Consider the following 19,334-nt stretch of genomic DNA (forward strand, 5'->3'; position numbering starts at 1 on the left):
TTTAACCTCAACAATTGTTCAGTTTTGGACAGTGATTGTCCGCTTTTGGGTTTATTTTTACCCCAAAAACAAACATGAACCAACGCATCGCCCACATCGCCCTGGTGGTTGACGACTACGATGAAGCCATCGCTTTTTACACCCAAAAACTGGGCTTTCAGCTCCTGGAAGACACACCATTAAGTGACACCAAACGCTGGGTGATGGTGGCCCCACAAGGGCAAGGGGAATGTTGCCTTTTGCTCGCCAAAGGAGTGGGAGCAGAACAACGAAGCCGCATTGGCAACCAGACCGGAGGTAGGGTCTTTTTATTCCTGTACACCGATGATTTTTGGCGGGATTATCGGCATTACCAAAGTCAGGGCATTCGTTTTGTAAGAGAACCTGCCGAGGAGGTATACGGCACAGTAGCGGTATTTGAGGATTTGTACGGGAATTTGTGGGATTTGATTGAGCCGAAATAATGAGCAATTTGAAATAATTAGTCAGGGGGCTGGTTCACACACCAGCCCTTCTTGTGTTATGCGAGAATTAGAAAGAAAGCCTTATTTCTTGGATTGTTGCTGCTGCATTCTTTTGAAAAAGTCGACGGTTGAAGGTTTTTCAAAAGGTTACTTCCCACGTTTGCGGAAATAAATGTCTCCGCTTACCGATTCGGCGCGTACGCTGCTGCCGCCCCCATTGATGCTGGTTGCAACTTTTTTGCTGTAAGCCGAGCTATTTCCACTTAAGTCGATGTCAAAATCGGTGTAAATTTCTCCGGTGACACTTTTGAACTCCAAAGTTGCTGCCGTGTTGGCCGTACGATCAATGTCCACAAATCCGCTGATGGTTTTGGCGCGCAGTGGGCCATTGTGGCCACGTATTTCAATGTCGCCAGAGATGCTTTCCAGAGCCAGGGAAGTACCGGCCGGAAGTGTGATTACGTAATCAATACGCAGGCAATAACAGGCGATGTTGCTGACACCAGCGTTCAACAAGGAGTCACAATCTCTGCACCAAAATTGGCCAGAGCTCCGCTCATCGCGCATAAAATCCTTCTGAAAATCAGTCTTGATGTTGAGTTCCTCCTGGCCATCCACTGCTTCCATGGTGTGGATTTTTTTGTATTCTTCCCGAGTGGTTTTGAGGATGGTGGTGAGTTTCAATTCAGCCTTATCCCAGGTTTTTACGGTGATGGTCCGGGCAAAAGGCAGTTTCAACACCGCTTTTTTGCCGCTGGGCATCGAGTAAGTAAAGTCCGTCGCGTCTCCACTTTTGGTTTGGGTTTGAGCAGGAGTGGTGGGTGAATTTTGGGCATGCCCCGTGCAGCCTGACAAGAGGATCAGGCACAAAAAGATCAAATTTTTCATGATAGGAACTGAGTTAGGTATGAGGAAGAAAGGTGGACTCTGGACTATTTCTTGCGCAGGTACAAATCTCCATTGATGGACTTGATGGTCAATTCTACTCCACCACCGTTGAGGCTGGCACCTGAAATGTTGCGTCGGATGGGGGTAAGCCCTCTGGTTTTATCGTCCGAGGCAAATTTGATGTCCAGGTCTGAATAAATTTCACCGTGGATGGTCGACATGGCCAATTTTGCCTTGGTATCGGCGGGCATGGTTACATCCACAAAGCCGTTGATGGTGCTGATGTGACAAGGTTTGCTTTGATTGACTTTGGTAAAAATGACCTCAGTGTTGCCATTTACAGTGTTAGATACAATGGGGCCAGTTACATTGGTCAGCTTAATGTCCGAACTTTTGCCAATGATCTCCAACTCGCCACTGATGTCTTTGATGTCCAGGTCACTTTTGTTCCAGTCCAAAATTTCCACTTTGACATCCGCGTTGTTGGGTACCTTGATTTTGTACTTGGCTTCGTGGTAACTCGCTTTTTTGACGGTCATCACGCCACCTGCTTCCTTGATTTCGAGCCCAATGCCCGTGTTGTCTTCGGCGCTGTTGTACAAAGGTTTGAGTCCTTTGGCGCGTTCGGGAGGGCCAGGAAAAGTGCCATCGGCTTCAATTTGAATTTCATTGCCACTGTAGCCACTTACTTCAATTTCCGCTTTTTCAATCATAATGCTCACTTTAGGCGAAGAGCCAGTAAAGGCTTTTTTGAAGGTTTTTTGGGCAAAAGTAGCCGGGGTGAGCAACAGCAACGCTGCGCCCAGAGCGAATAAATACTTCATGATTTTGGTATTTTGAAAAGGTAAAAAATGTCGAAGATAGGTTTAGGAAGGTTGAGATGGTTGAGGGAGGTTGAGGCTACCGCAGCGGCTTAGACAAGGGCATTATCAAAATCGCTGCGGCAGCCTAAACCTTCTCAACTTTCTCAACCTCCTCAACCATTACAAGAGTCGTTCCACTCCACTAGCCGCTTGTTCTCGTACAAAGTCCATCTGCTTTTGGTCTTCAGAAACCGAGCGCAAAGTGGGTACTGCCCGTTTGTCGCCCAGCTCGACCAAAATTTCAATGATGGTGATTTGTACTTCGGGGCTTTGTTCCGTTGACAAACTACTGATCAGGGCCTTACGAGCCATTGGATCTTCAGAAAATGTACTCAGGGCTTGTGCCGCTTTCATGCGCACATTGACCATGTCATCAAAATTCAGGGTATTGATCAAGGCTTTGATCACTTCGGGGTCGGCCTTTTTTTGTTGCTCCAGGACGTTCACCGCCTGGATGCGGTCGCTGGCACTGGGTTTGTCCAACATGGCCAGCACCAGCATTTTTTGGGTACTGTGCATCTCGTTGCGCAAGGCTACAATTTCGGCTTGTTGTCGCTGATTGGTGCGCCAAAACCAGCCAAACCCAAGCCCAACCAACACCAGCGCCACCGCTGCTGCTGCCTGCAATTCGATGCGCGGAAGCGCGTGGAAGGAAAAAATCCTCCCACGCCAGTTGGGTGATTGCACTTTGCTTTTTTCTGCTCCTAAAAAATCATTAAAGCCCTGGTCCAATGCCGCAGAAGGTTGCTGCTCCGGCAATTGTTCCATTTGCGTCCACACCATTTGCAATTCTTCCAGGCTTTTGCGCAGTTCTGCGTCTTGAGCCAGTTGTATTTCCAGTTCCTGACGTGCCTCCGGGGATAAAGTGCCCTCGAGGTATTCCATCAGGAGCAAGGCAGTATTATCGTGCATCATCATAGTTGTTCGAGTTTAAAATAAAGGCTGCGCAATTGTTGTAGAGCGCGAAATACCTTCAGTTTCACCGCCCCTTCCGAGCAGCCAATCAACTCCCCCACCTCGGCGTACTTCATCTTTTGATAGCGGGTCAGCAACAAAATTTCCAGTTGCTCTGGCGGCAATTGTTGCATGGCTTTTTCCATCATCACCAGGTTCTCTTCCTGTCCCAGACCCATTTCAGGTAGTTCTGGGCGGTTTTCGTACTGGCTGACGTCTTCCTGGATCATCTTACCACCTTTCCTTTGCCAATCGGCTTGTACATTGCGCGCAATTTGGTACAACCAGGCCCGAAAGGCCATACCTTTGCGGTAACTTTGCCGGTACTTGATCACCCGTTCGAAGAGGTTTTGCACCAAATCTTCACTGGCTTCCCGGGCAATGCCCTGGCGCAGAAAGAAGTTGAACAAATTGACCTTGTAGCGCTGAAACAACACGGCAGCAGCATCCAACTTGCCATCGGCAAGCTGTACCATCAGTTCTTCGTCAGTAGGATGAGGTGTGCGCTGCATTTATTTCGTGTGCGTTCTATTTTAGGTTACTTGGGTTTAGATAAAAGGTTACGGAGAAAATGAATTTTTTTTCTTGATGGAACTCGTTTTTACAAAACTCCGTTGGGTATTTTTTCAAAACCTCATTAAATGTAAGACATTTTCATGAATCGAAAATTGGCCAGCATTCGTCAATGCTCTGAATTACAAGCCATTCCTGGAGCTGACGCCATTCAAGTAGCGGTGGTCGACGGTTGGACTTGTGTCGTCAAAATTGGTGAAGTTCAACTTGGGCAAAAGGGGGTTTATTTTGAAATCGATTCTTTTTTACCCGTGGGTGATCCTCGTTTTGAATTTCTGCGCAAATCTTCGCTGCGCAAAATGGGCGATGTTGAAGGTTTTCGGCTGCGTACCATCCGTTTGCGGGGGCAATTGTCGCAGGGTTTGTTTTTGCCTTTGGACTGGTTTCCCGAGGTGGATCCGGCCGAGCCGCTGGGTACCGACCTGACTGAGCGTTTGCGGGTAGACAAATATGAGCCGCCCATTCCAGCCGATTTGACGGGCAAGGTGATCGGGCCTTTTCCGGGCTTTATCCCCAAAACGGACGAGGAGCGGGTGCAAAACTTGCTAGAAGAATTTGCCAACTGGCAGGGTTTACCTTTTGTGGTCACCGAAAAACTGGATGGAACTTCCTTCACCGCTTACCAGCGCAACGGCCATTTCGGCATCTGTTCGCGCAACTGGGAGTTGTCGGATGAAGATCCTAATTCTTACTGGAAAGTAGCAGCCGAAACACAGTTGCAGGAAAAACTCAGTCGGCAAAATCTGGCCATTCAGGGCGAAATGATCGGGGAAGGCATTCAAAAGAACATGTACAAACTGCGGGGGCAACACTTGTTTGTTTTCCACGTGTTTGACATTGATCAGCACCGTTTTTACTCCTACGAAGAAACGGTAGATTTTTGCCTCAAGAATGGTTTACAGATTGTGCCACTGATCAGTGCTGATTTTCAGTTACCTGCCAAAGTGGAGGACTTGCTGCGGATGGCGGATGGACCTTCGATCTTGAATGAGCAGGCGAAACGGGAAGGTTTAGTGCTGCGCAGCGCGGATCGGAAGATTTCGTTCAAGGCGATCTCGAATGCTTTTTTGGAAGCGGAGGATTGAGCCTTTTTGAGGTGGCCCTTAGGTGTCTTTGGTTTCTTAGGTGGTGAAAAAGAAAAATCTTCACCACCTAAGAAACCGAAGGCACTAAAGGAATCACCCCAGGTAAGCACTCACGAAACCTTTACCCTTTTTGGTAGTGTAGCACCACAATTCCACATTCAAACACATGTGAAGCCGCCAGTTTCAACACCGTCTTCCCTTTAAAAACCGGCATCCCCGCCCCTATGGCTATCGGGTTAACAAACAAATACAAGTCGTCGATCAAACCTGCCTCAATGAGCCCCGACACAAAAGTGCCGCCTCCGTAGGCAATGATATCTCCTCCTTCCTTATTTTTTAGCGCATTGATCTCCTCACTCAATTCTCCTTTGGCCAGGTCGGTATATTCCCAGCTGTGCGTTTCCATGGTTTTGGTAAACACTACTTTGGGCGTTTCAACAAATTTTCGGGCGGAAGCATGATCCTCCCCGTTCGGATCTTCCAGGCGCGCTTTCCAAACCGGGATGAACCCTTCGGCCAGTTTCCGGCCCAGTACAATCGTATCCACCGGGTCCGTAAGCTCGGTGACAAATTTGATCAAATCCTCACCCCAGTCAAAACTCATCCAATCCATTTCGCCATTGGGGCCAGCCATGTAGCCGTCTACCGACATTTGTACTTGTAATTTCAAGGTACGCATGGTAAAGTTATTTTGTCATTTAATGCTACAAAGGTAGGGGACATTGCAATGCCATGTAAGGAGTAAAAATGACAACTTGAAGGGTTGATTCCGCCAAAAAAATTGGACAAGCCTTAGAACTGGAAATAAATAAAGGGCACCACATCTGCACTTGCCGTTTGTATGACCAGCCAAACCACAAAAGCCAATACCAGTGACTTCACCGGAGCCGGGCTGCGTTCAAACAAGCCATCCCAAAAAGTGTACCAGCGCGTAGGCAAGAAGTGCAACAAATAGCCCAGGCCAATCAACAACAAGACCTGCTTATAGCCATCCCACAACTGTCCCCACAATTCTGGGTGCAAGGACGATCCAATTTGAGTCAACACCGCCGCGGTGGTATCCAAGGGCGGATTAGGGTTGTTCAAAGCCCCGGCACGGAACAAAATCCAGCAGAAAGTAACAAAATGGAAGGTCAAAAAAGTACCTACCCAGGGGCCGATGATCAAACGATTGCTCATCACATCCACCGCAGTAGCCAATAACGTGAGCAAGAGGGATAAACTGAAAAAGGCGAGGTTGGCCCAGGTCAAACTCGACAATTGTTCAGGCGTGATTCCTCCACTGGAAGACAGGGTGTAGAGAATAAACTGCAACGTCCCCTGCACCATGACCACGATGATAAAAGCGCGCATGGCGGGATTGCCCCAAAAACGGCTTTTGCCCGACATGGCCCGATCAATGGCCAGCGCAATGCCGTGCAGGGCGCCCCAGGCAATGAAGACCCAGCTGGCGCCGTGCCACAAACCACCCAGCACCATAGTGATCATCAGGTTGAAATAGGTAAAAAACTTTCCCTTGCGGTTGCCCCCCAGGGAAATGTACAAATAGTCGCGCAGCCAACTGGACAAGGAAATGTGCCAGCGCCGCCAAAACTCCTGAATGCTGCTCGACCGATAAGGGGTATGAAAGTTGTCAGGCAAGGTGAAGCCCAACAACAAGGCTAAACCAATGGCCATATCTGAATAACCCGAAAAATCGCAATAAATCTGGATGGCGTAGCCATAAGTCGCCATCAAGTTTTCCAGTCCGGAATACAGGGATGGATTTTCAAAAATCCGGTCTACAAAATTAATACTGATGTAATCGGAAATGATCGTTTTTTTCAATAAACCGCCCATAATCAGGATGAGCGCCCTACTCATTTGTTCATTGCTCAAGATGGGCTTGCGGCGGATTTGTGGCAAAAAGTCGTGGGCGCGAACGATTGGCCCGGCCAGTAACTGCGGGAAAAAAGTAACAAAAAAACCGAAGTCAAAAAAGCTGCGCAAAAAAGAACGGAAGTCTTTCATTTCTGCACTAACCGGTTTGATCAAGCCCCGGTACACATCCAGGCTGTAACTCAAGGTTTGGAACACAAAAAATGAAATCCCGGCGGGCAAATAGATGTTTTGCAGCGCCCAATCGGTATGAAAAGAATAATTGAAGATGCCGATGAAAAAGTTGGTGTATTTGAAATAAACCAACATGCCTAAGTTGAAGACCAGGCTGAGGATCAAAAAGAACAATTTACCGCCCTTGCCATTGGCCTTGTAAATGAAGTGCCCCAGGAAAAAGTCCACCACCGTAGAAAATATCAGGAGCATGAAAGGATAGGTGTACAACACCCACAGATTCACTGGCCCTCCGGTGCATTTGTAGTAAAAAAACAGGGAAAAAATCGTGGTAAGCAGCAAACGCAGGTTGAAGCTGCGCAGCAACAACAAGTACAAGGTGTAAAAAATGAAAAACAGAATGAAGAACTCCAGGTTGCTAAACAGCAGAGGTCTGGATGCTACATAAGTCCACAATCCTGAAAAGTCGGTCCAGTTAATTGGCGGCATAGGCTTTTTTCAGCGCATCGTACAGCAATTGCGCCTTCACTAAATATCCTCGTTCGGTAAAATGAATTCCGTCCGCTTGCGCAAGATTCTCGGAACGCCAGCGGCGCATCGAGCCCAGTCCACCCATGATTTGGTGCAAATCCCACATGGCTACATTGTGTTCTTGCGTTTGCCTGCGCAAGATATCGCGAACCTGCAAACCTATGGTATTCTCCACCGATTTATTTTTTAGTACATCGGGGTTAATGGTCACTAAAATAGGCACTTGAGGCATTTTGGCTTTCAATTTGTCCAAAAAAGCGCCTACTTCGCGATCTACTTCCGCCATCTTGCCAGCTGGCAAAAAACATTCGTTGGTGCCCAGGGTAATGATGATGAGGTCAGGGTACAACATGCTCGCCTGATCTACAAAATATTCGGCGTGGTTGTAGTGGTAATACGTCACTCCATTGGCCCCTGCCGCGCAATACAATACACCTGAACGGGTGTTGTTCTCCAGCACGAATCCAAACAGGGTCGTCCGCTCTTGCCGGGGCTGGCGTTTCAGTCCCTTCAAGCGCAACAAATTGGTGAGGGTATCGAGGTTCACAATGGTATGGAAGGGTTGATTGGCATCAGCTGCACCCGATACCACTTTTGAACCAGCAGTAACAAAAGTAGCCAGGTCGGGAACCGGGCCTGGAGCAGGTGGAGGTGTTACCAGTTTTGAAGCGGGGATGGTCAGGTTGTCGCCGGGGTGGATCAGGTTGCTGTTCAAGTTGTTGAGTTTGCGGAGTTCCACGATGTTGCAGCGGTATTTGTGCGAAATGCTGTACAGGGACTCCCCGGGACGCACTTTGTGCTTGGTCGTGGTGGGGGGAATAATCGGTTTGCTGACCACGCTGGCGGCAATGGCTTTGCTGCCCGTGGGTTTGGGTGGATTGGCCTGGGGGGTATTGCCCGTTTCGAGCAACATGTCAAATATTTCCGGGCCTTTTTCGTGAAAAATGGTCACCGAATTGAAGCGTTGGTCCAGTCCGTAGCGATCCTGAGGAAAAAGGTCGAGTTCAAAGTTTTCAGAGTAGGTACGCATTCCCATTGCGCTGATGCCAATGGGCACTTCGGTATTTTGAAAGGTACTTCTGCGGCCCAACCAGCTGCCCGTGGCGCTACTCTTTACATCGCGGGCATTGTAACTTCCGGCCTGGCGGTAAGGAAAAACCAAACCTCGCCCGGCTGCGCCGTATTCGTACTGGAAAAACGCCCGCATCCACCCGGTGAAATAGTCGCCCTGGATGTGCGAATCGCCAATGTGCAGAATGCGCACCTGGTTGGACTTACCCGCACGCAGGTCGTCCAAATGTTTGAAAAAGGGTTCCAAACTTTCTTTGCGCTCAATAACATTGGCGCCAAAGTCGATGTAGGGGTATTGGGCCGGGTCCAAATCCGCTGGCCTAGGGATGGTGTCTTTTGGGGCGGGTGTGATGGGCTTGGCCACCACTACCTTGGCTGCTACAGCTGCTTTGGGTTTTTCGGCCGCAGGGGCACAACCCAAGAATGCCAGTACCAGGCTCAGGCAAATCTTAAGGGGAAATTGTAACATGACCTGAATGTGATAAGGTTTCGAGGATGTAGGGGCGTCTCAGGTTCATGGGTGGCTGGAAAGAATACGAGGGTTTTACTCTGATGGGGGTAAAGGTAGGAAAAAAATTGGGAATGGGGAATTTTCATGCAGGTTGATACAAGATGATTCCTGGCAAAAAATCAAAATCCTTTAAATTGTATGTATACAGCGGAATCTGATGTACAACGGCTGTTGCTCCGATGATTGCGTCGGGTATTTGCAAACCATGACTTAGTTTATAGGCTTCAATAAACTCAATTGCTTTTTGCGATATCGTTTCATCAATTTGCACGATGTCATAATATTTTATCTTCTTTTTCATTTTGGCAAGTTCTTTCTTGTTGCCCATACCTTGTAAGAGTTCCATAACGGTAACGGCAGACAAAGCAATCTCCTCCAAGCCAATTTCACCCAGCTGGTAGATTGTATCAGCCCTCCCGTTGAAGGCACTAATGAAGATATTTGTATCGCAGAGCACCATATCAAATGTTCCAGTTGCGGGTCCAAGCATTTGAGCGTATTTGCTCAATTGTCCTTGGTTTGCCTTGCCAAATGCCAAAAAGTTCTTTTGGGTCTAATTTTTTATTCCCTCTGGTGATGATAGGCTTTGGGTTTGTTGGCGATTCCTGTATTTTCACACTCTTGATATTCAATGACTTAAGCATCAATAACAGTTGCTCAACCTCTTGAATGCCCGAAGTTTCGATGGTGACGATCATGTTTTATCTTTTGTGCAAATTACAGGAATTTCATTGTCTTGTCAAAATATGTTTTGTAGTTGGTTGGTCTAAAGCCATTGCCTTGTTGACGGTCAGTTATCAGGTCATCAAAGCGGGTTTGTTAAATCCGGTGAAGTCGCTGCGGAGTGAATGAGAGGGAAAATACAGGTTACATAACATTAAGATTTTGTTACTTTCTTGTAGCTTTAAGCGCCTTTCAGTTAGTTAAAATTGTGGCAAGGCGCGGGATAGAGGTAAGGTGGTTGGTGATAAGACCAGTTTGCCACTAATAAAATAAAAAAAGCCATCAATGATAAATTGGATACTCCAAAAAAATCTGACCAAGCCCGAAATTTTGGAACGGATAAAATCGGCTCTAAATGGTAAAGATGAAATTTGGGAAGAAGTTGAAGTAATCCCGTTTTCGGATGAAATTCCAGCAATAAGCAATAAAGATAGCTTCAAAATCATTTACGGCTCGACAACTTTTATGCTCAATGCTTTTAAAGATAATGAATTGAAAGAAGGAGTTTTTTTCGAGCCAACAAAATTCCAGATGAGGAACTATGTCGACAAATGGAATGGAAATGTGCTCAATTCTGATGGGAGATTAATGAAGTTTGGAGAATTGAAGAAATTAGAAAGCGACCCAAAAAAGAAATGGTTTTTAAGACCAAATGATGACGGCAAAGAATTTAGCGGAAGAGTTGACACATTTATAGATTTGAAAGAATGGTGCGGTAAAGTTTGTGAATTGGAATTGCCTGAATTGAATAAGGAAACAGAAGTTTGGATTTCAGAACCAAAAGAAATCAAGAAAGAATGGAGGTTGTTCGTAGTTGACAATCAAATCATTTCAGCATCAAGATACATGAATGAGGGTGAATTAAATGAAAGTGAGGAGGATATTCCCGAAGGGATGATGCAATTTGCTACCGAGCGAATTTTTGAATATCGGATAGAGGATATTTACGTGATGGATATTGCCGAAATTGAAAATGAATACAAATTGATTGAATGTAATTGCTTCAATGGAACAGGGTTTTACAAGCATGATATTGAAAGGGTTATTCAATCGGTCAACAAATTCATAAAACAGAAAATGAGAAAATAAACTTGTGGCTAATGAGTCGTCGCTTATAGGATCCTTATCTACACTTAAAAGAAAGAAATGAAGAAAGCTATAATAGTAGGAGCCCTTACCCTAATTGCAGGAATAGTTATATGTTTTGCTTGTCTGGTTTTCCAGGTGAAAAGCTGGGGCGAATGTGGAATGTCTGCTGGCCCAATTTATGGAGAGCCAATTACGATTAATGTGAAGGATTTAAAATTGGAGCAACAAATTAAAATCCCTAACGGAAAGTTTGGCCTGATGAATCTCTCGGATTCTCTCCCTCCCAAGCTGATCAGATTTGACGCGCATGGCAAACTAATGTGGGCCGTGGAATTTAGGGAGGATTTGAATGTGGATATTCCATACAATAGCCTTTCAGAAATGCAACTAGTCAAGGACAAATATGGCATAAGGCTTGAATTCTTCAACTATAGTTACAGTGAACCTGGAAGGATTTATCTAACTGAAGATTATGAGGTCGAGTACATGTGTTTAAGTCCAATGTAATATGGAAAGCAGGTAGCTCTGCGTGGCAACCAACTGTCCTTAAAGATACGGACACCACACTGTTCAAAATCGAACACTTCGCCATTCTCTCAAAACTCATAAAAATTTAAAAATCAACAACCTACATACTTGGTATAAAAATTGATCTCCTCCTCCCAATGCTCTAAAGTAAACCAACATGCTTCAAAACTATTTCAAACTCATCACCCGCAAACTCGCCAAACACCGCGACTACGCCCTGCTCAACATTCTCGGCCTGGGCTTGAGTATTGGCTGCAGCATCCTCATTTTTGCCCTCATCCAGCACCATACCAATTTTGACACCTACCACACCAAAGCCGATCGCATCATGCGCATCGTGATGGATGTCAAAACGGATGGTTATTTCCCTTTCCCGGGTGCGCCCAATCCCATGGCCAGTACCCTCCAAGAAGAATGCGCTTTTGTGGAAAAAGCGGCGATGATTTCCGGCGGAGATGACGTACTCATCAGCATCAACAATGCCAAGGGTGGCAAAGACAAATACAAGGAGCAAGAAAAATTTGCCTGGGTGCAACCCGCCTATTTTGACATCCTCGATCTGCCCCTGGTGCAGGGTGACCTGAAGGCGCTAGAACAACCCAACACGGTACTGATCACCGAAAAACTGGCACTCAAGTACTTCGGTAACAACCCAGCCCTAGGCAAAATAATCCGCCAAGACAACCGTACCGACCTGCGGGTAGTGGGCATTGTACGGGATTTGCCCCACAACACCGACTACAAACACGAAATTCTGGCATCCTGGGCAACTTTAAAAAATGATTCCATTTCTGGCATTGGTCTGGATTCCTGGGGAGGAGCTCGCGGAGGCACCCATTGTTTTGTCCTGTTGAAAGAGGGGCATGCTTTTGCAGAAATGAATCCGGTGATGGCGCGTTTTTGCAAAGACCATCCACACCCGGAAATGAAAGACCTGTTTACCTATAAGGCCAAGCCCATGCTCGGCTTGCACTTTGACAAAGCTTACGGCTTCGGGGTGGACAAAAAATTCCTCTGGGCGCTCGGCATGATTGGTTTGTTTTTGATTTTTACCGCTTGTTTCAATTTTGTCAACATGGCCACCGCGCAAGCCCTCACCCGGGGGCGTGAAGTAGGCGTACGCAAGGCGCTGGGCAGCACCAGAGGGCAATTGTTTTGGCAGTTTATTGCCGAGACGGGCCTGATCGTAGGCGTTTCCATCCTGGTCGGCATATTGATGGCCGTTCTGGTGCAACCCTATCTGAACACCTGGCTCAAACAAGACGTCGTTTTTGACAATCGTTTGTATTTGTTATTGGGTGCTTTCACGTTGATTTTGGCAATTCTGCTCACCTTCCTGGCTGGATTTTACCCGGGGCTCATGCAGGCAAGATTCAATCCCATCATTTCGATGAAAGGCATGGGCGAAATGCCCAAGAGTGGCTCTTACTCCTTGCGACGCATCCTAGTGACCACCCAATTTGGCATTTCACAGGTGCTCATCATCAGCGCGGCGGTGATCACAGGCCAAATTCATTATGCTCAAAATGTAGACTGGGGCTTCCGACCCGGGGCGATCGTAAACCTGCAAATTCCCGATCAAGCCAACATGAAAACCCTACAAACGCAGTTATTGCAAATTGCCGGGGTAAAAAATGTGTCTCTCTGCTACCAGGCACCCGCCGCCAGTTCCAACAACCAAACCGGAATCGTTTACAACAATCGACCTAAACCTGAAGAGTGGGTAGTCAACGACAAACCCATCGACACCCGATATCTCGAAACTTTTGATCTGAAACTGGCCGCTGGTCGCAACCTGCAAGCCAGCGATACCGTACGCGAATTTTTGGTCAATGAAACCTTTGTCAAAAAACTCAACCTGGCCTCACCCGAGGAAATTTTGAACAAAACCATCCAGGTGGGCGATTTCAAAGCGCCCGTGGTGGGCGTGGTGCGCGATTTTCACAACTGGTCGCTGGAGCAGGAAATTTCGGCAATCGCCTTTAGTACCTACGCCCAGGGTTATTACACTTGTGCAGTACAACTCAGCCCGGGCAACCCCGCTCCTGCCCTGGCTCAAATTCAACAAACCTGGGAAAGTTTGTACCCGGATCACTACTACGAGCAAAGCTTCATGGATGAACAACTGGGTGAATTCCTGGAAACCGAAACCATGCTCCTGCGCCTGATCCGCATTTTTGCCGGGATTGCCATTTTGATTGGATGTCTGGGCTTGTACGGTTTGGCGGCATTTATGGTCGCTCAAAAACGCAAGGAAGTGGGCATTCGCAAAACGCTGGGGGCCAGCATCGCGGGCATATTGTGGCTGTTTGGCAAAGAATACCTGCGTCTGATTGTGATTGCTTTTGTGGTGGCTGCTCCAGTAGCCTGGTGGGCCATGAATGCCTGGCTGGAGGATTACGTGTACCGCATCAGCATCGGACTGAGCGTCTTTGCACTCTCCCTGTTGAGCACCTTTGTGATTGCTGCGATAACGGTAGGTTGGCAAAGTGTGAGGGCAGCGCTGGCAAATCCGGTAAAGTCGCTGCGGTCGGAATAGGTAGTTGACTGGTAAACCTAAAAGAAATCACCTGTAGCCAACAAAAGGCTACAGGTTTTTTTATTTCTGCTTGTTTCGAGTCAAAGAAATAGCTGGTATCCGGTTTCTACCCACATCAGGCCCCTAGCGGAGCCACAAACACACGGAGCCACATTCACCTTACATTTTCACTTCTTAACCAAAGTCAATGAACTAAACTTCCACTCCTCCGTCCTTTGCACCATCAATTCACTCAAAACTCGACTACAATGAAGCGAATCGGTGCAACGACAATCTTCCTTTTTCTTTTTGTTGCCGTTTTATTCAGCCAAAACCTGACCCAAATCGTCCGCGGTACCATCCTCGACGAAGACAGTAAAATGCCACTCATTGGCGCACAAGTGATCATTTTGGGAAGTGACCCTTTGCTGGGAACGGCCAGCGATACCGAGGGCAATTTCAGGCTAGACAAGGTCCCAATTGGCCGGATCAGCATACAAGTTTCTTATCTGGGCTACAAAAACGCGATCATCCCCAACATCGTCGTCAATTCCGGCAAAGAAACCCTGCTCAACCTCAGCATGCAGGAATCCGCCATCAAAATGCAAGAAGTGGTCATTACTGAGGACAAAAACAAAGGCACTGCCCTCAACGACATGGCCATGATCAGCGCCCGTTCCATCTCGCCCGAACAAACCAACCGTTACGCCGGCGGCTTCAACGACCCCTCGCGCATCCTCTCCAATTTTGCAGGCATCACCAGCACCCAGGATGGCAGCAACGACATCATCGTGCGGGGCAACTCTCCCAAATACGTACAATGGCGGCTGGAAGGCATCCAGATCAGCAACCCCAACCATTTTGCCGACCAAAGTTCCGTAGGCGGCTCGGTGAGTACGTTGAACAACAACATCCTGGCCACTTCCGATTTCCATACTGGCGCCTTCTCTGCTGAATTTGGGGATGTGTTATCCGGCGTGTACGATGTAAAACTCCGGGCGGGTAACAATGAAAAATTTGAATCCGTGTTTGGCTTTGGCCTGATTGGCACCGACCTGACCCTGGAAGGCCCCTTCAAAAAAGGCTATGGCGGCTCTTACCTCGTCAACTACCGCTATTCCACCGTTTCACTGATCCAGGACATTGGCCTGGTCGACAACGTCAACGGGGCCCTGAATTTTCAGGATGCCGCCTTCAAAGTAGTGCTGCCCACCAAAAAAATAGGCGTGTTTTCATTATTTGGTTTGGGTGGCAGCAGCAGTTTTTTGTTCGACGATGTCACTCCCGCCCTTTGGGAAACGCCGGGCAGCAATGGCATGCGCGGTGAAATCCGCGAAGACTACCAAAAACGCAGCCATCTACTCAACCTCGGCCTGAATCATACCCTGAACCTCAGCCAGCGCAGTTACCTTAAAACCAGCCTGGCCTATTCCAACGAGGGCATCAAGGACGATGTGTTTGAGTCACAACTCATCAAAATTTACGGCCCCAACGGCGAGTATTTGCGGGATTCTGCCCAAGGTCGCAATTTGAACTTCAGCGGCCGTTTGGCAAAACCCACCTACCGGGCTGAACTCACCTTTCACCACAAGTTCAATGCCAAAAACAAAATCCAGATCGGCAGCAAATACAGCTTGTTTGCCTATGAATTTGAGCAAAGTCAAATCATCGAAGGAGGATCTACCCGCTTTAAGCTGATCGATTTTAATGAAAATGTAGCTACCCTGCGCAACTTCGTCAACTGGAAACACCTGCTCAACAACGATCTGAGCATCGTAGCAGGAGTGCACAACCTGAATGTACTCCTGAATAAAAAAAGCACCCTGGAGCCCCGCCTCGCCCTGAACTGGCAACTCAGCCCCGGCAGTGCCATTCACGCGGGTTATGGCCTGCACAGCACCATGGAAAGCATCCACAATTATTTCGCCCGGGTCAAACAAGCCGATGGCAGCATTGCGGAAGTGAACCGCGATCTGGACTTGCTCAAAGCCCATCATTTTGTGCTGGGTTACGAAAAACGCTTTGGTCAACACCTCATGGCAAAAGTTGAACTGTACTACCAGGACCTCTTCAACTTGCCCGTTGAAAACCTGGATACGAGTTACTACGCCACCATCAATGAAGGCCTGGAGTTCCGTTACGTGGATTTGGTCAATCGGGGTACTGGCAAAAACTACGGCATTGAGTTCACGCTGGAGCGTTTTTTCCACCGCAATTACTATTTTTTGTTCAATACCTCTTTGTACCAATCCAAATACCGCTCGCTGGAAGGCGTGGAGCGCAACACCCCCTACAATGGCAACTACCTGGTTAATGTCCTTTTTGGCAAAGAGATTCCCAAACTGGGTCCCAAACAGAACCGCACCCTGGGATTCAACGCCAAGGTATTTTTCGGCGGGGGCCGCAAAATCATTCCGCTGTTGCGCGACAACAGTGGTCAATTGGCCGTTGACCCCGGCGCCAACCGCTTCTGGGATTACAGCAAAGCTTATGAACGCAGCTTGGGTGATACCTACCAGGTCATTCTGTCTGCCAGTTACAAATGGAATCTACTTCGCGCCACCCACGAACTTTTCCTCAACCTCGACAACGTGACCAACAATAAAGGAAAAATTTCGGAATTTTACGATGAATCAAAACCCAATAACATTGGTTACCTTACTCAATTTGGGGTGTTTCCCAACTTGATGTACCGGGTATATTTTTAAAAAAGTTGAGGGAAGTTGAAGCTACCGCAGCGATCCGATCGCGGTAGACTCAAGCTCCCTCAACCCTACAAAACCATTTCATCATGAAAGCAGCTCTTCGTTATCAATATGTACCCCCTCAACAATTGAGTGTAGGGGAAGTACCCCAACCCCAGCCAAAAGCGAACGAAATTTTGGTCAGGGTGTATGCAGCTACCGTCAATCGTACCGATTGTGCGGTACTGACGGGTTGGCCCCTGGCTATCCGGGCGTTTACAGGTTTGAGTAAGCCCAAATTGCCGATTACGGGCACGGATTTTGCCGGGCAGGTCGAAGGGATTGGCCCGGAGGTAAAGGACTTTAAAATTGGTGATCGAGTATGGGGTTTTGATGACACCGGACTGGAGTCGCATGCCCAATACCTTTGCATCGCCACGAATAGGAATGTGATAAAAATGCCTGAAAACGCCAGCTATGAAGTAGCTGCGGCCAGCGCCGAAGCCGCCCATTACGCCATTAATTTTGTGAACAAACTAAAGGTCACTCCCGGCCAAAAAGTATTGGTCAATGGAGGAAGTGGTGCTATTGGTTCAGCGTCAATACAAATTCTACACGATTTAGGCGTACAGGTCACTGCGGTGTGTGGCACTAAAAACGTGGAGCGTATTCAGGCCTTTGGAGTTGAAAAGGTTATTGATTTTGAAAAAGAGGATTTTACACAGCACGGAGAAATCTACGATTATGTATTTGACGCCGTAGGAAAAAGTACTTTTTTTAAATGCAAACGACTCTTGAAACCAGGAGGCATCTACCTGTCGTCTGAATTGGGGCCTTGGTGGCAAAACCTCTACCTGCCTTTGCTTACTCGAATTTTCGGCAGCAAAAAAGTGGTTTTTCCCATTCCCTTTAACATCAAAGCCAGTTTGGAATACATGAAAAAGTTGATAGAAGCCAGCAAGTTCAAGCCCCTCATTGATCGAACTTACCCTCTGGAAAAAATCAGCGAAGCGTTCGAATACGTAGGAAGTGGGCAAAAAATCGGGAACGTGATCATCGACTTGGGGGATTAAACACATTACACTTTCTGCATTGAGTCGAAACAAGTTCCGGTTTAATCGAAAATTAAACGCAGGTTCGCAGGGCTAAGGGTATTTTGGGTGATTCCACCAAATGAGCTGCCCATGCAATCCGCTAACGAAGTTGTTATTTCCAGACCCTGCTATAGCATGGATCAATGCACCGACAAATTGATCCAGAATCTGAATTTTTATACCTCTTTGCAGGCGGAAGAAATCCAGCGCATTGTAGCCGAAACGGCCATAAAAACCCTGAAAAAAGGTAGCTTGCTCTTGCGCGAAGGACAAATTTCACAGGTTTGTTATTATGTATTCAAAGGCTGCGTTCGGGAATATTACCTGGTGGATGGGGAGGAAAAAACCAGCGAATTTTACCTGGAAGGGGATTCCATTTCCGATGATTTGAGTAAAATAGAGCGGAGACCCAGCCGAAAATACTGGGAATGCCTGGAAGACACCACCTTGTCGGTTTTCACACAGGCGCAGGAAGAAAAAATGTACCGCCTTTTTCCCAGCATCGAATCCCTTTGCCGCATTGAAACGGAGAAAAAATTGGGGCAATTCCGCGAGTTGATGGCCTTTTATCTGGCTTCCAGCCCTGAGGAGCGTTACCTGAATTTGCTACAAACCCGCCCCAATTTGGTAAACCGGGTGCCGCAGTATCAATTGGCGAGTTATTTGGGGATCAAGCCTGAGTCTTTGAGTCGAATCCGGGGGAGGATACATGCGTCGAGGGCGCAGCGATAACACAAAAACCAAAAAGGGTGCAACACCTCTCAGTGCCACACCCCTTTTTATCTTTCGTTTTGTTTCTCTGTATTTCCTTAATTCCCCGACAGCGCTGCAGCACCACCCACGATTTCCAAAATTTCATTGGTAATCGTTTCCTGGCGGGCTTTGTTGTAGTTGATGCGCAAGTCGCGGAGTAGGTCGTTGGCGTTTTCGGTCGCCTTGTCCATCGAAGTCATCCGGGCACCGTGTTCTGAAGCGTGGGTATCCAGCAAGTATTTCTGGAACTGTGTCTTCAGGATGCTGGGCACCAGGTATTCCAACAAACCTTCTTTAGTTGGTTCGAAGATGTAGTCCGCTTTTTTAGTGCTGGCACCAGCTTGTACCTCCAGTTTGGCTACTGGCAACCAACGTTCAACTTCGGCGTATTGCATGGCAGCATTGCGGAAGCGGCCATAAGCTACTTCTACTGCGTCGTACTCCTTGCTCACGAAAGCCTCCATCAGTTTGCCCGATACCGTTCCTACGTTATTGGAGCTCAGGTCTTCAAAAAGCATCATGTGATCCACGATCACCCGACAATCCGGGTAGCGCTTTTTGAAAAATTCTGCTCCCCGTTTGCCTACGCAGAGGATATCCAGATTGCCTTTGGCCCGTACTCCAGCGTACTTGGCTTCAATGGTTGCAACCGCCGCCTTACATACGTTGGCGTTGAAGGCACCACAAAGGCCACGATTGGAAGTCACCACTACAATGCAGGCACGTTCCACCGGGCGTTCCTGGCCGTAGGTTGTGCTGGCATCGCCCTCCAGGTTGGAGAGGATGTTGCGCAGCATCGCGTTCAATTTATCAGCATAAGGCCGCAATTGTTGGATCGCAGTCTGGGCTCTGCGCAACTTCGCCGCCGAAACCATTTTCATGGCTTTGGTGATCTGTTGCGTATTCATTACCGACTTGATCCGCTCGCGAACCTCTTTTAAGTTTGCACCCAT

At 47.7% G+C, this 19,334-nt stretch carries 18 protein-coding genes; 9 read left to right on the top strand and 9 right to left on the bottom strand.

The window, feature by feature from the left end; all coding sequences use genetic code 11:
* Positions 1-74 precede the first annotated feature (74 nt).
* Entirely contained in the window at positions 75-464 is a 390-nt protein-coding gene (locus ACO08K_RS14815; protein ID WP_421797185.1) for a VOC family protein, read from the top strand.
* Between the two features lie 147 nt (positions 465-611).
* On the opposite strand, the gene ACO08K_RS14820 is transcribed toward ACO08K_RS14815, so the two are convergent.
* The 4 genes from ACO08K_RS14820 to ACO08K_RS14835 form a co-directional block, all read right to left on the bottom strand.
* Positions 612-1,352: a hypothetical protein gene (locus ACO08K_RS14820; protein ID WP_421797186.1), complete on the bottom strand. Its 741-nt coding sequence runs from the start codon at positions 1,350-1,352 to the stop codon at positions 612-614.
* A gap of 44 nt (positions 1,353-1,396) precedes the next feature.
* Positions 1,397-2,176 carry a hypothetical protein gene (locus tag ACO08K_RS14825; RefSeq protein ID WP_421797187.1) on the bottom strand — a complete coding sequence of 260 codons (780 nt, stop codon included), beginning with the start codon at positions 2,174-2,176 and terminating at the stop codon, positions 1,397-1,399.
* A 159-nt stretch (positions 2,177-2,335) separates the two neighbouring features.
* Positions 2,336-3,133, bottom strand: a complete 798-nt coding sequence (locus tag ACO08K_RS14830) for a HEAT repeat domain-containing protein (protein ID WP_421797188.1) — start codon at positions 3,131-3,133, stop codon at positions 2,336-2,338.
* Entirely contained in the window at positions 3,130-3,681 is a 552-nt protein-coding gene (locus ACO08K_RS14835) for an RNA polymerase sigma factor (protein ID WP_421797189.1), read from the bottom strand. Before ACO08K_RS14835 ends, ACO08K_RS14830 begins: the two co-directional genes overlap by 4 nt.
* 144 nt (positions 3,682-3,825) lie before the next feature.
* Here ACO08K_RS14835 and ACO08K_RS14840 point away from each other — a divergent pair, with 144 nt between their 5' ends.
* Positions 3,826-4,827: an RNA ligase (ATP) gene (locus ACO08K_RS14840; RefSeq protein ID WP_421797190.1), complete on the top strand. Its 1,002-nt coding sequence runs from the start codon at positions 3,826-3,828 to the stop codon at positions 4,825-4,827.
* A 121-nt stretch (positions 4,828-4,948) separates the two neighbouring features.
* Here the strand turns inward: ACO08K_RS14840 and ACO08K_RS14845 are convergent, their stop codons facing one another.
* The 4 genes from ACO08K_RS14845 to ACO08K_RS14860 form a co-directional block, all read right to left on the bottom strand.
* On the bottom strand, positions 4,949-5,506 hold the full coding sequence (locus tag ACO08K_RS14845; protein ID WP_421797191.1) for a dihydrofolate reductase family protein: 558 nt from the start codon (positions 5,504-5,506) through the stop codon (positions 4,949-4,951).
* 113 nt (positions 5,507-5,619) lie between these two features.
* Positions 5,620-7,368, bottom strand: a complete 1,749-nt coding sequence (locus ACO08K_RS14850; protein WP_421797192.1) for an MBOAT family O-acyltransferase — start codon at positions 7,366-7,368, stop codon at positions 5,620-5,622.
* A complete protein-coding gene (locus ACO08K_RS14855) occupies positions 7,355-8,950 on the bottom strand; it encodes a GDSL-type esterase/lipase family protein (protein WP_421797193.1) in 1,596 nt (531 codons plus the stop codon). Before ACO08K_RS14855 ends, ACO08K_RS14850 begins: the two co-directional genes overlap by 14 nt.
* 124 nt (positions 8,951-9,074) lie before the next feature.
* A complete protein-coding gene (locus ACO08K_RS14860; RefSeq protein WP_421797194.1) occupies positions 9,075-9,530 on the bottom strand; it encodes a type II toxin-antitoxin system VapC family toxin in 456 nt (151 codons plus the stop codon).
* 131 nt (positions 9,531-9,661) lie between these two features.
* On the opposite strand from ACO08K_RS14860, the gene ACO08K_RS14865 reads away from it, so the two are divergent.
* From ACO08K_RS14865 to ACO08K_RS14895, 7 genes are all read left to right on the top strand, one after another.
* A complete protein-coding gene (locus ACO08K_RS14865) occupies positions 9,662-9,844 on the top strand; it encodes a hypothetical protein (RefSeq protein WP_421798331.1) in 183 nt (60 codons plus the stop codon).
* 156 nt (positions 9,845-10,000) lie between these two features.
* A complete protein-coding gene (locus tag ACO08K_RS14870) occupies positions 10,001-10,804 on the top strand; it encodes an ATP-grasp domain-containing protein (RefSeq protein WP_421797195.1) in 804 nt (267 codons plus the stop codon).
* A 57-nt stretch (positions 10,805-10,861) separates the two neighbouring features.
* Positions 10,862-11,311 (top strand): hypothetical protein, encoded by a 450-nt coding sequence (locus ACO08K_RS14875; protein ID WP_421797196.1) that lies wholly within the window; start codon positions 10,862-10,864, stop codon positions 11,309-11,311.
* 178 nt (positions 11,312-11,489) lie between these two features.
* The gene (locus ACO08K_RS14880) at positions 11,490-13,871 is read left to right on the top strand and encodes an ABC transporter permease (protein ID WP_421797197.1); all 2,382 of its coding nucleotides are present in this window, start codon (positions 11,490-11,492) and stop codon (positions 13,869-13,871) included.
* Between the two features lie 248 nt (positions 13,872-14,119).
* Complete coding sequence (locus tag ACO08K_RS14885; protein ID WP_421797198.1) at positions 14,120-16,558, top strand: TonB-dependent receptor; 2,439 nt, start codon at positions 14,120-14,122, stop codon at positions 16,556-16,558.
* Positions 16,559-16,641: 83 nt separating this feature from the next.
* Positions 16,642-17,607: an NAD(P)-dependent alcohol dehydrogenase gene (locus ACO08K_RS14890; protein WP_421797199.1), complete on the top strand. Its 966-nt coding sequence runs from the start codon at positions 16,642-16,644 to the stop codon at positions 17,605-17,607.
* A 156-nt stretch (positions 17,608-17,763) separates the two neighbouring features.
* Positions 17,764-18,360: a Crp/Fnr family transcriptional regulator gene (locus ACO08K_RS14895; RefSeq protein ID WP_421797200.1), complete on the top strand. Its 597-nt coding sequence runs from the start codon at positions 17,764-17,766 to the stop codon at positions 18,358-18,360.
* 77 nt (positions 18,361-18,437) lie between these two features.
* Here the strand turns inward: ACO08K_RS14895 and atpG are convergent, their stop codons facing one another.
* A complete protein-coding gene (gene atpG, locus ACO08K_RS14900) occupies positions 18,438-19,334 on the bottom strand; it encodes an ATP synthase F1 subunit gamma (RefSeq protein WP_421797201.1) in 897 nt (298 codons plus the stop codon).

This window comes from Haliscomenobacter sp. (assembly GCF_965225875.1).
In the GTDB taxonomy this organism is placed as follows: Bacteria; Bacteroidota; Bacteroidia; order Chitinophagales; family Saprospiraceae; genus Haliscomenobacter.

Excerpts from the sequence above, each read along its gene's own strand:
- ACO08K_RS14815 (WP_421797185.1), top strand. The coding sequence starts at position 75 with ATGAACCAACGCATCGCCCACATCGCCCTGGTGGTTGACGACTACGAT.
- ACO08K_RS14820 (WP_421797186.1), bottom strand. The coding sequence starts at position 1,352 with ATGAAAAATTTGATCTTTTTGTGCCTGATCCTCTTGTCAGGCTGCACG.
- ACO08K_RS14825 (WP_421797187.1), bottom strand. The coding sequence starts at position 2,176 with ATGAAGTATTTATTCGCTCTGGGCGCAGCGTTGCTGTTGCTCACCCCG.
- ACO08K_RS14830 (WP_421797188.1), bottom strand. The coding sequence starts at position 3,133 with ATGATGATGCACGATAATACTGCCTTGCTCCTGATGGAATACCTCGAG.
- ACO08K_RS14835 (WP_421797189.1), bottom strand. The coding sequence starts at position 3,681 with ATGCAGCGCACACCTCATCCTACTGACGAAGAACTGATGGTACAGCTT.
- ACO08K_RS14840 (WP_421797190.1), top strand. The coding sequence starts at position 3,826 with ATGAATCGAAAATTGGCCAGCATTCGTCAATGCTCTGAATTACAAGCC.
- ACO08K_RS14845 (WP_421797191.1), bottom strand. The coding sequence starts at position 5,506 with ATGCGTACCTTGAAATTACAAGTACAAATGTCGGTAGACGGCTACATG.
- ACO08K_RS14850 (WP_421797192.1), bottom strand. The coding sequence starts at position 7,368 with ATGCCGCCAATTAACTGGACCGACTTTTCAGGATTGTGGACTTATGTA.
- ACO08K_RS14855 (WP_421797193.1), bottom strand. The coding sequence starts at position 8,950 with ATGTTACAATTTCCCCTTAAGATTTGCCTGAGCCTGGTACTGGCATTC.
- ACO08K_RS14865 (WP_421798331.1), top strand. The coding sequence starts at position 9,662 with ATGCCCGAAGTTTCGATGGTGACGATCATGTTTTATCTTTTGTGCAAA.
- ACO08K_RS14870 (WP_421797195.1), top strand. The coding sequence starts at position 10,001 with ATGATAAATTGGATACTCCAAAAAAATCTGACCAAGCCCGAAATTTTG.
- ACO08K_RS14875 (WP_421797196.1), top strand. The coding sequence starts at position 10,862 with ATGAAGAAAGCTATAATAGTAGGAGCCCTTACCCTAATTGCAGGAATA.
- ACO08K_RS14880 (WP_421797197.1), top strand. The coding sequence starts at position 11,490 with ATGCTTCAAAACTATTTCAAACTCATCACCCGCAAACTCGCCAAACAC.
- ACO08K_RS14885 (WP_421797198.1), top strand. The coding sequence starts at position 14,120 with ATGAAGCGAATCGGTGCAACGACAATCTTCCTTTTTCTTTTTGTTGCC.
- ACO08K_RS14890 (WP_421797199.1), top strand. The coding sequence starts at position 16,642 with ATGAAAGCAGCTCTTCGTTATCAATATGTACCCCCTCAACAATTGAGT.
- ACO08K_RS14895 (WP_421797200.1), top strand. The coding sequence starts at position 17,764 with ATGGATCAATGCACCGACAAATTGATCCAGAATCTGAATTTTTATACC.
- atpG (WP_421797201.1), bottom strand. The coding sequence starts at position 19,334 with ATGGGTGCAAACTTAAAAGAGGTTCGCGAGCGGATCAAGTCGGTAATG.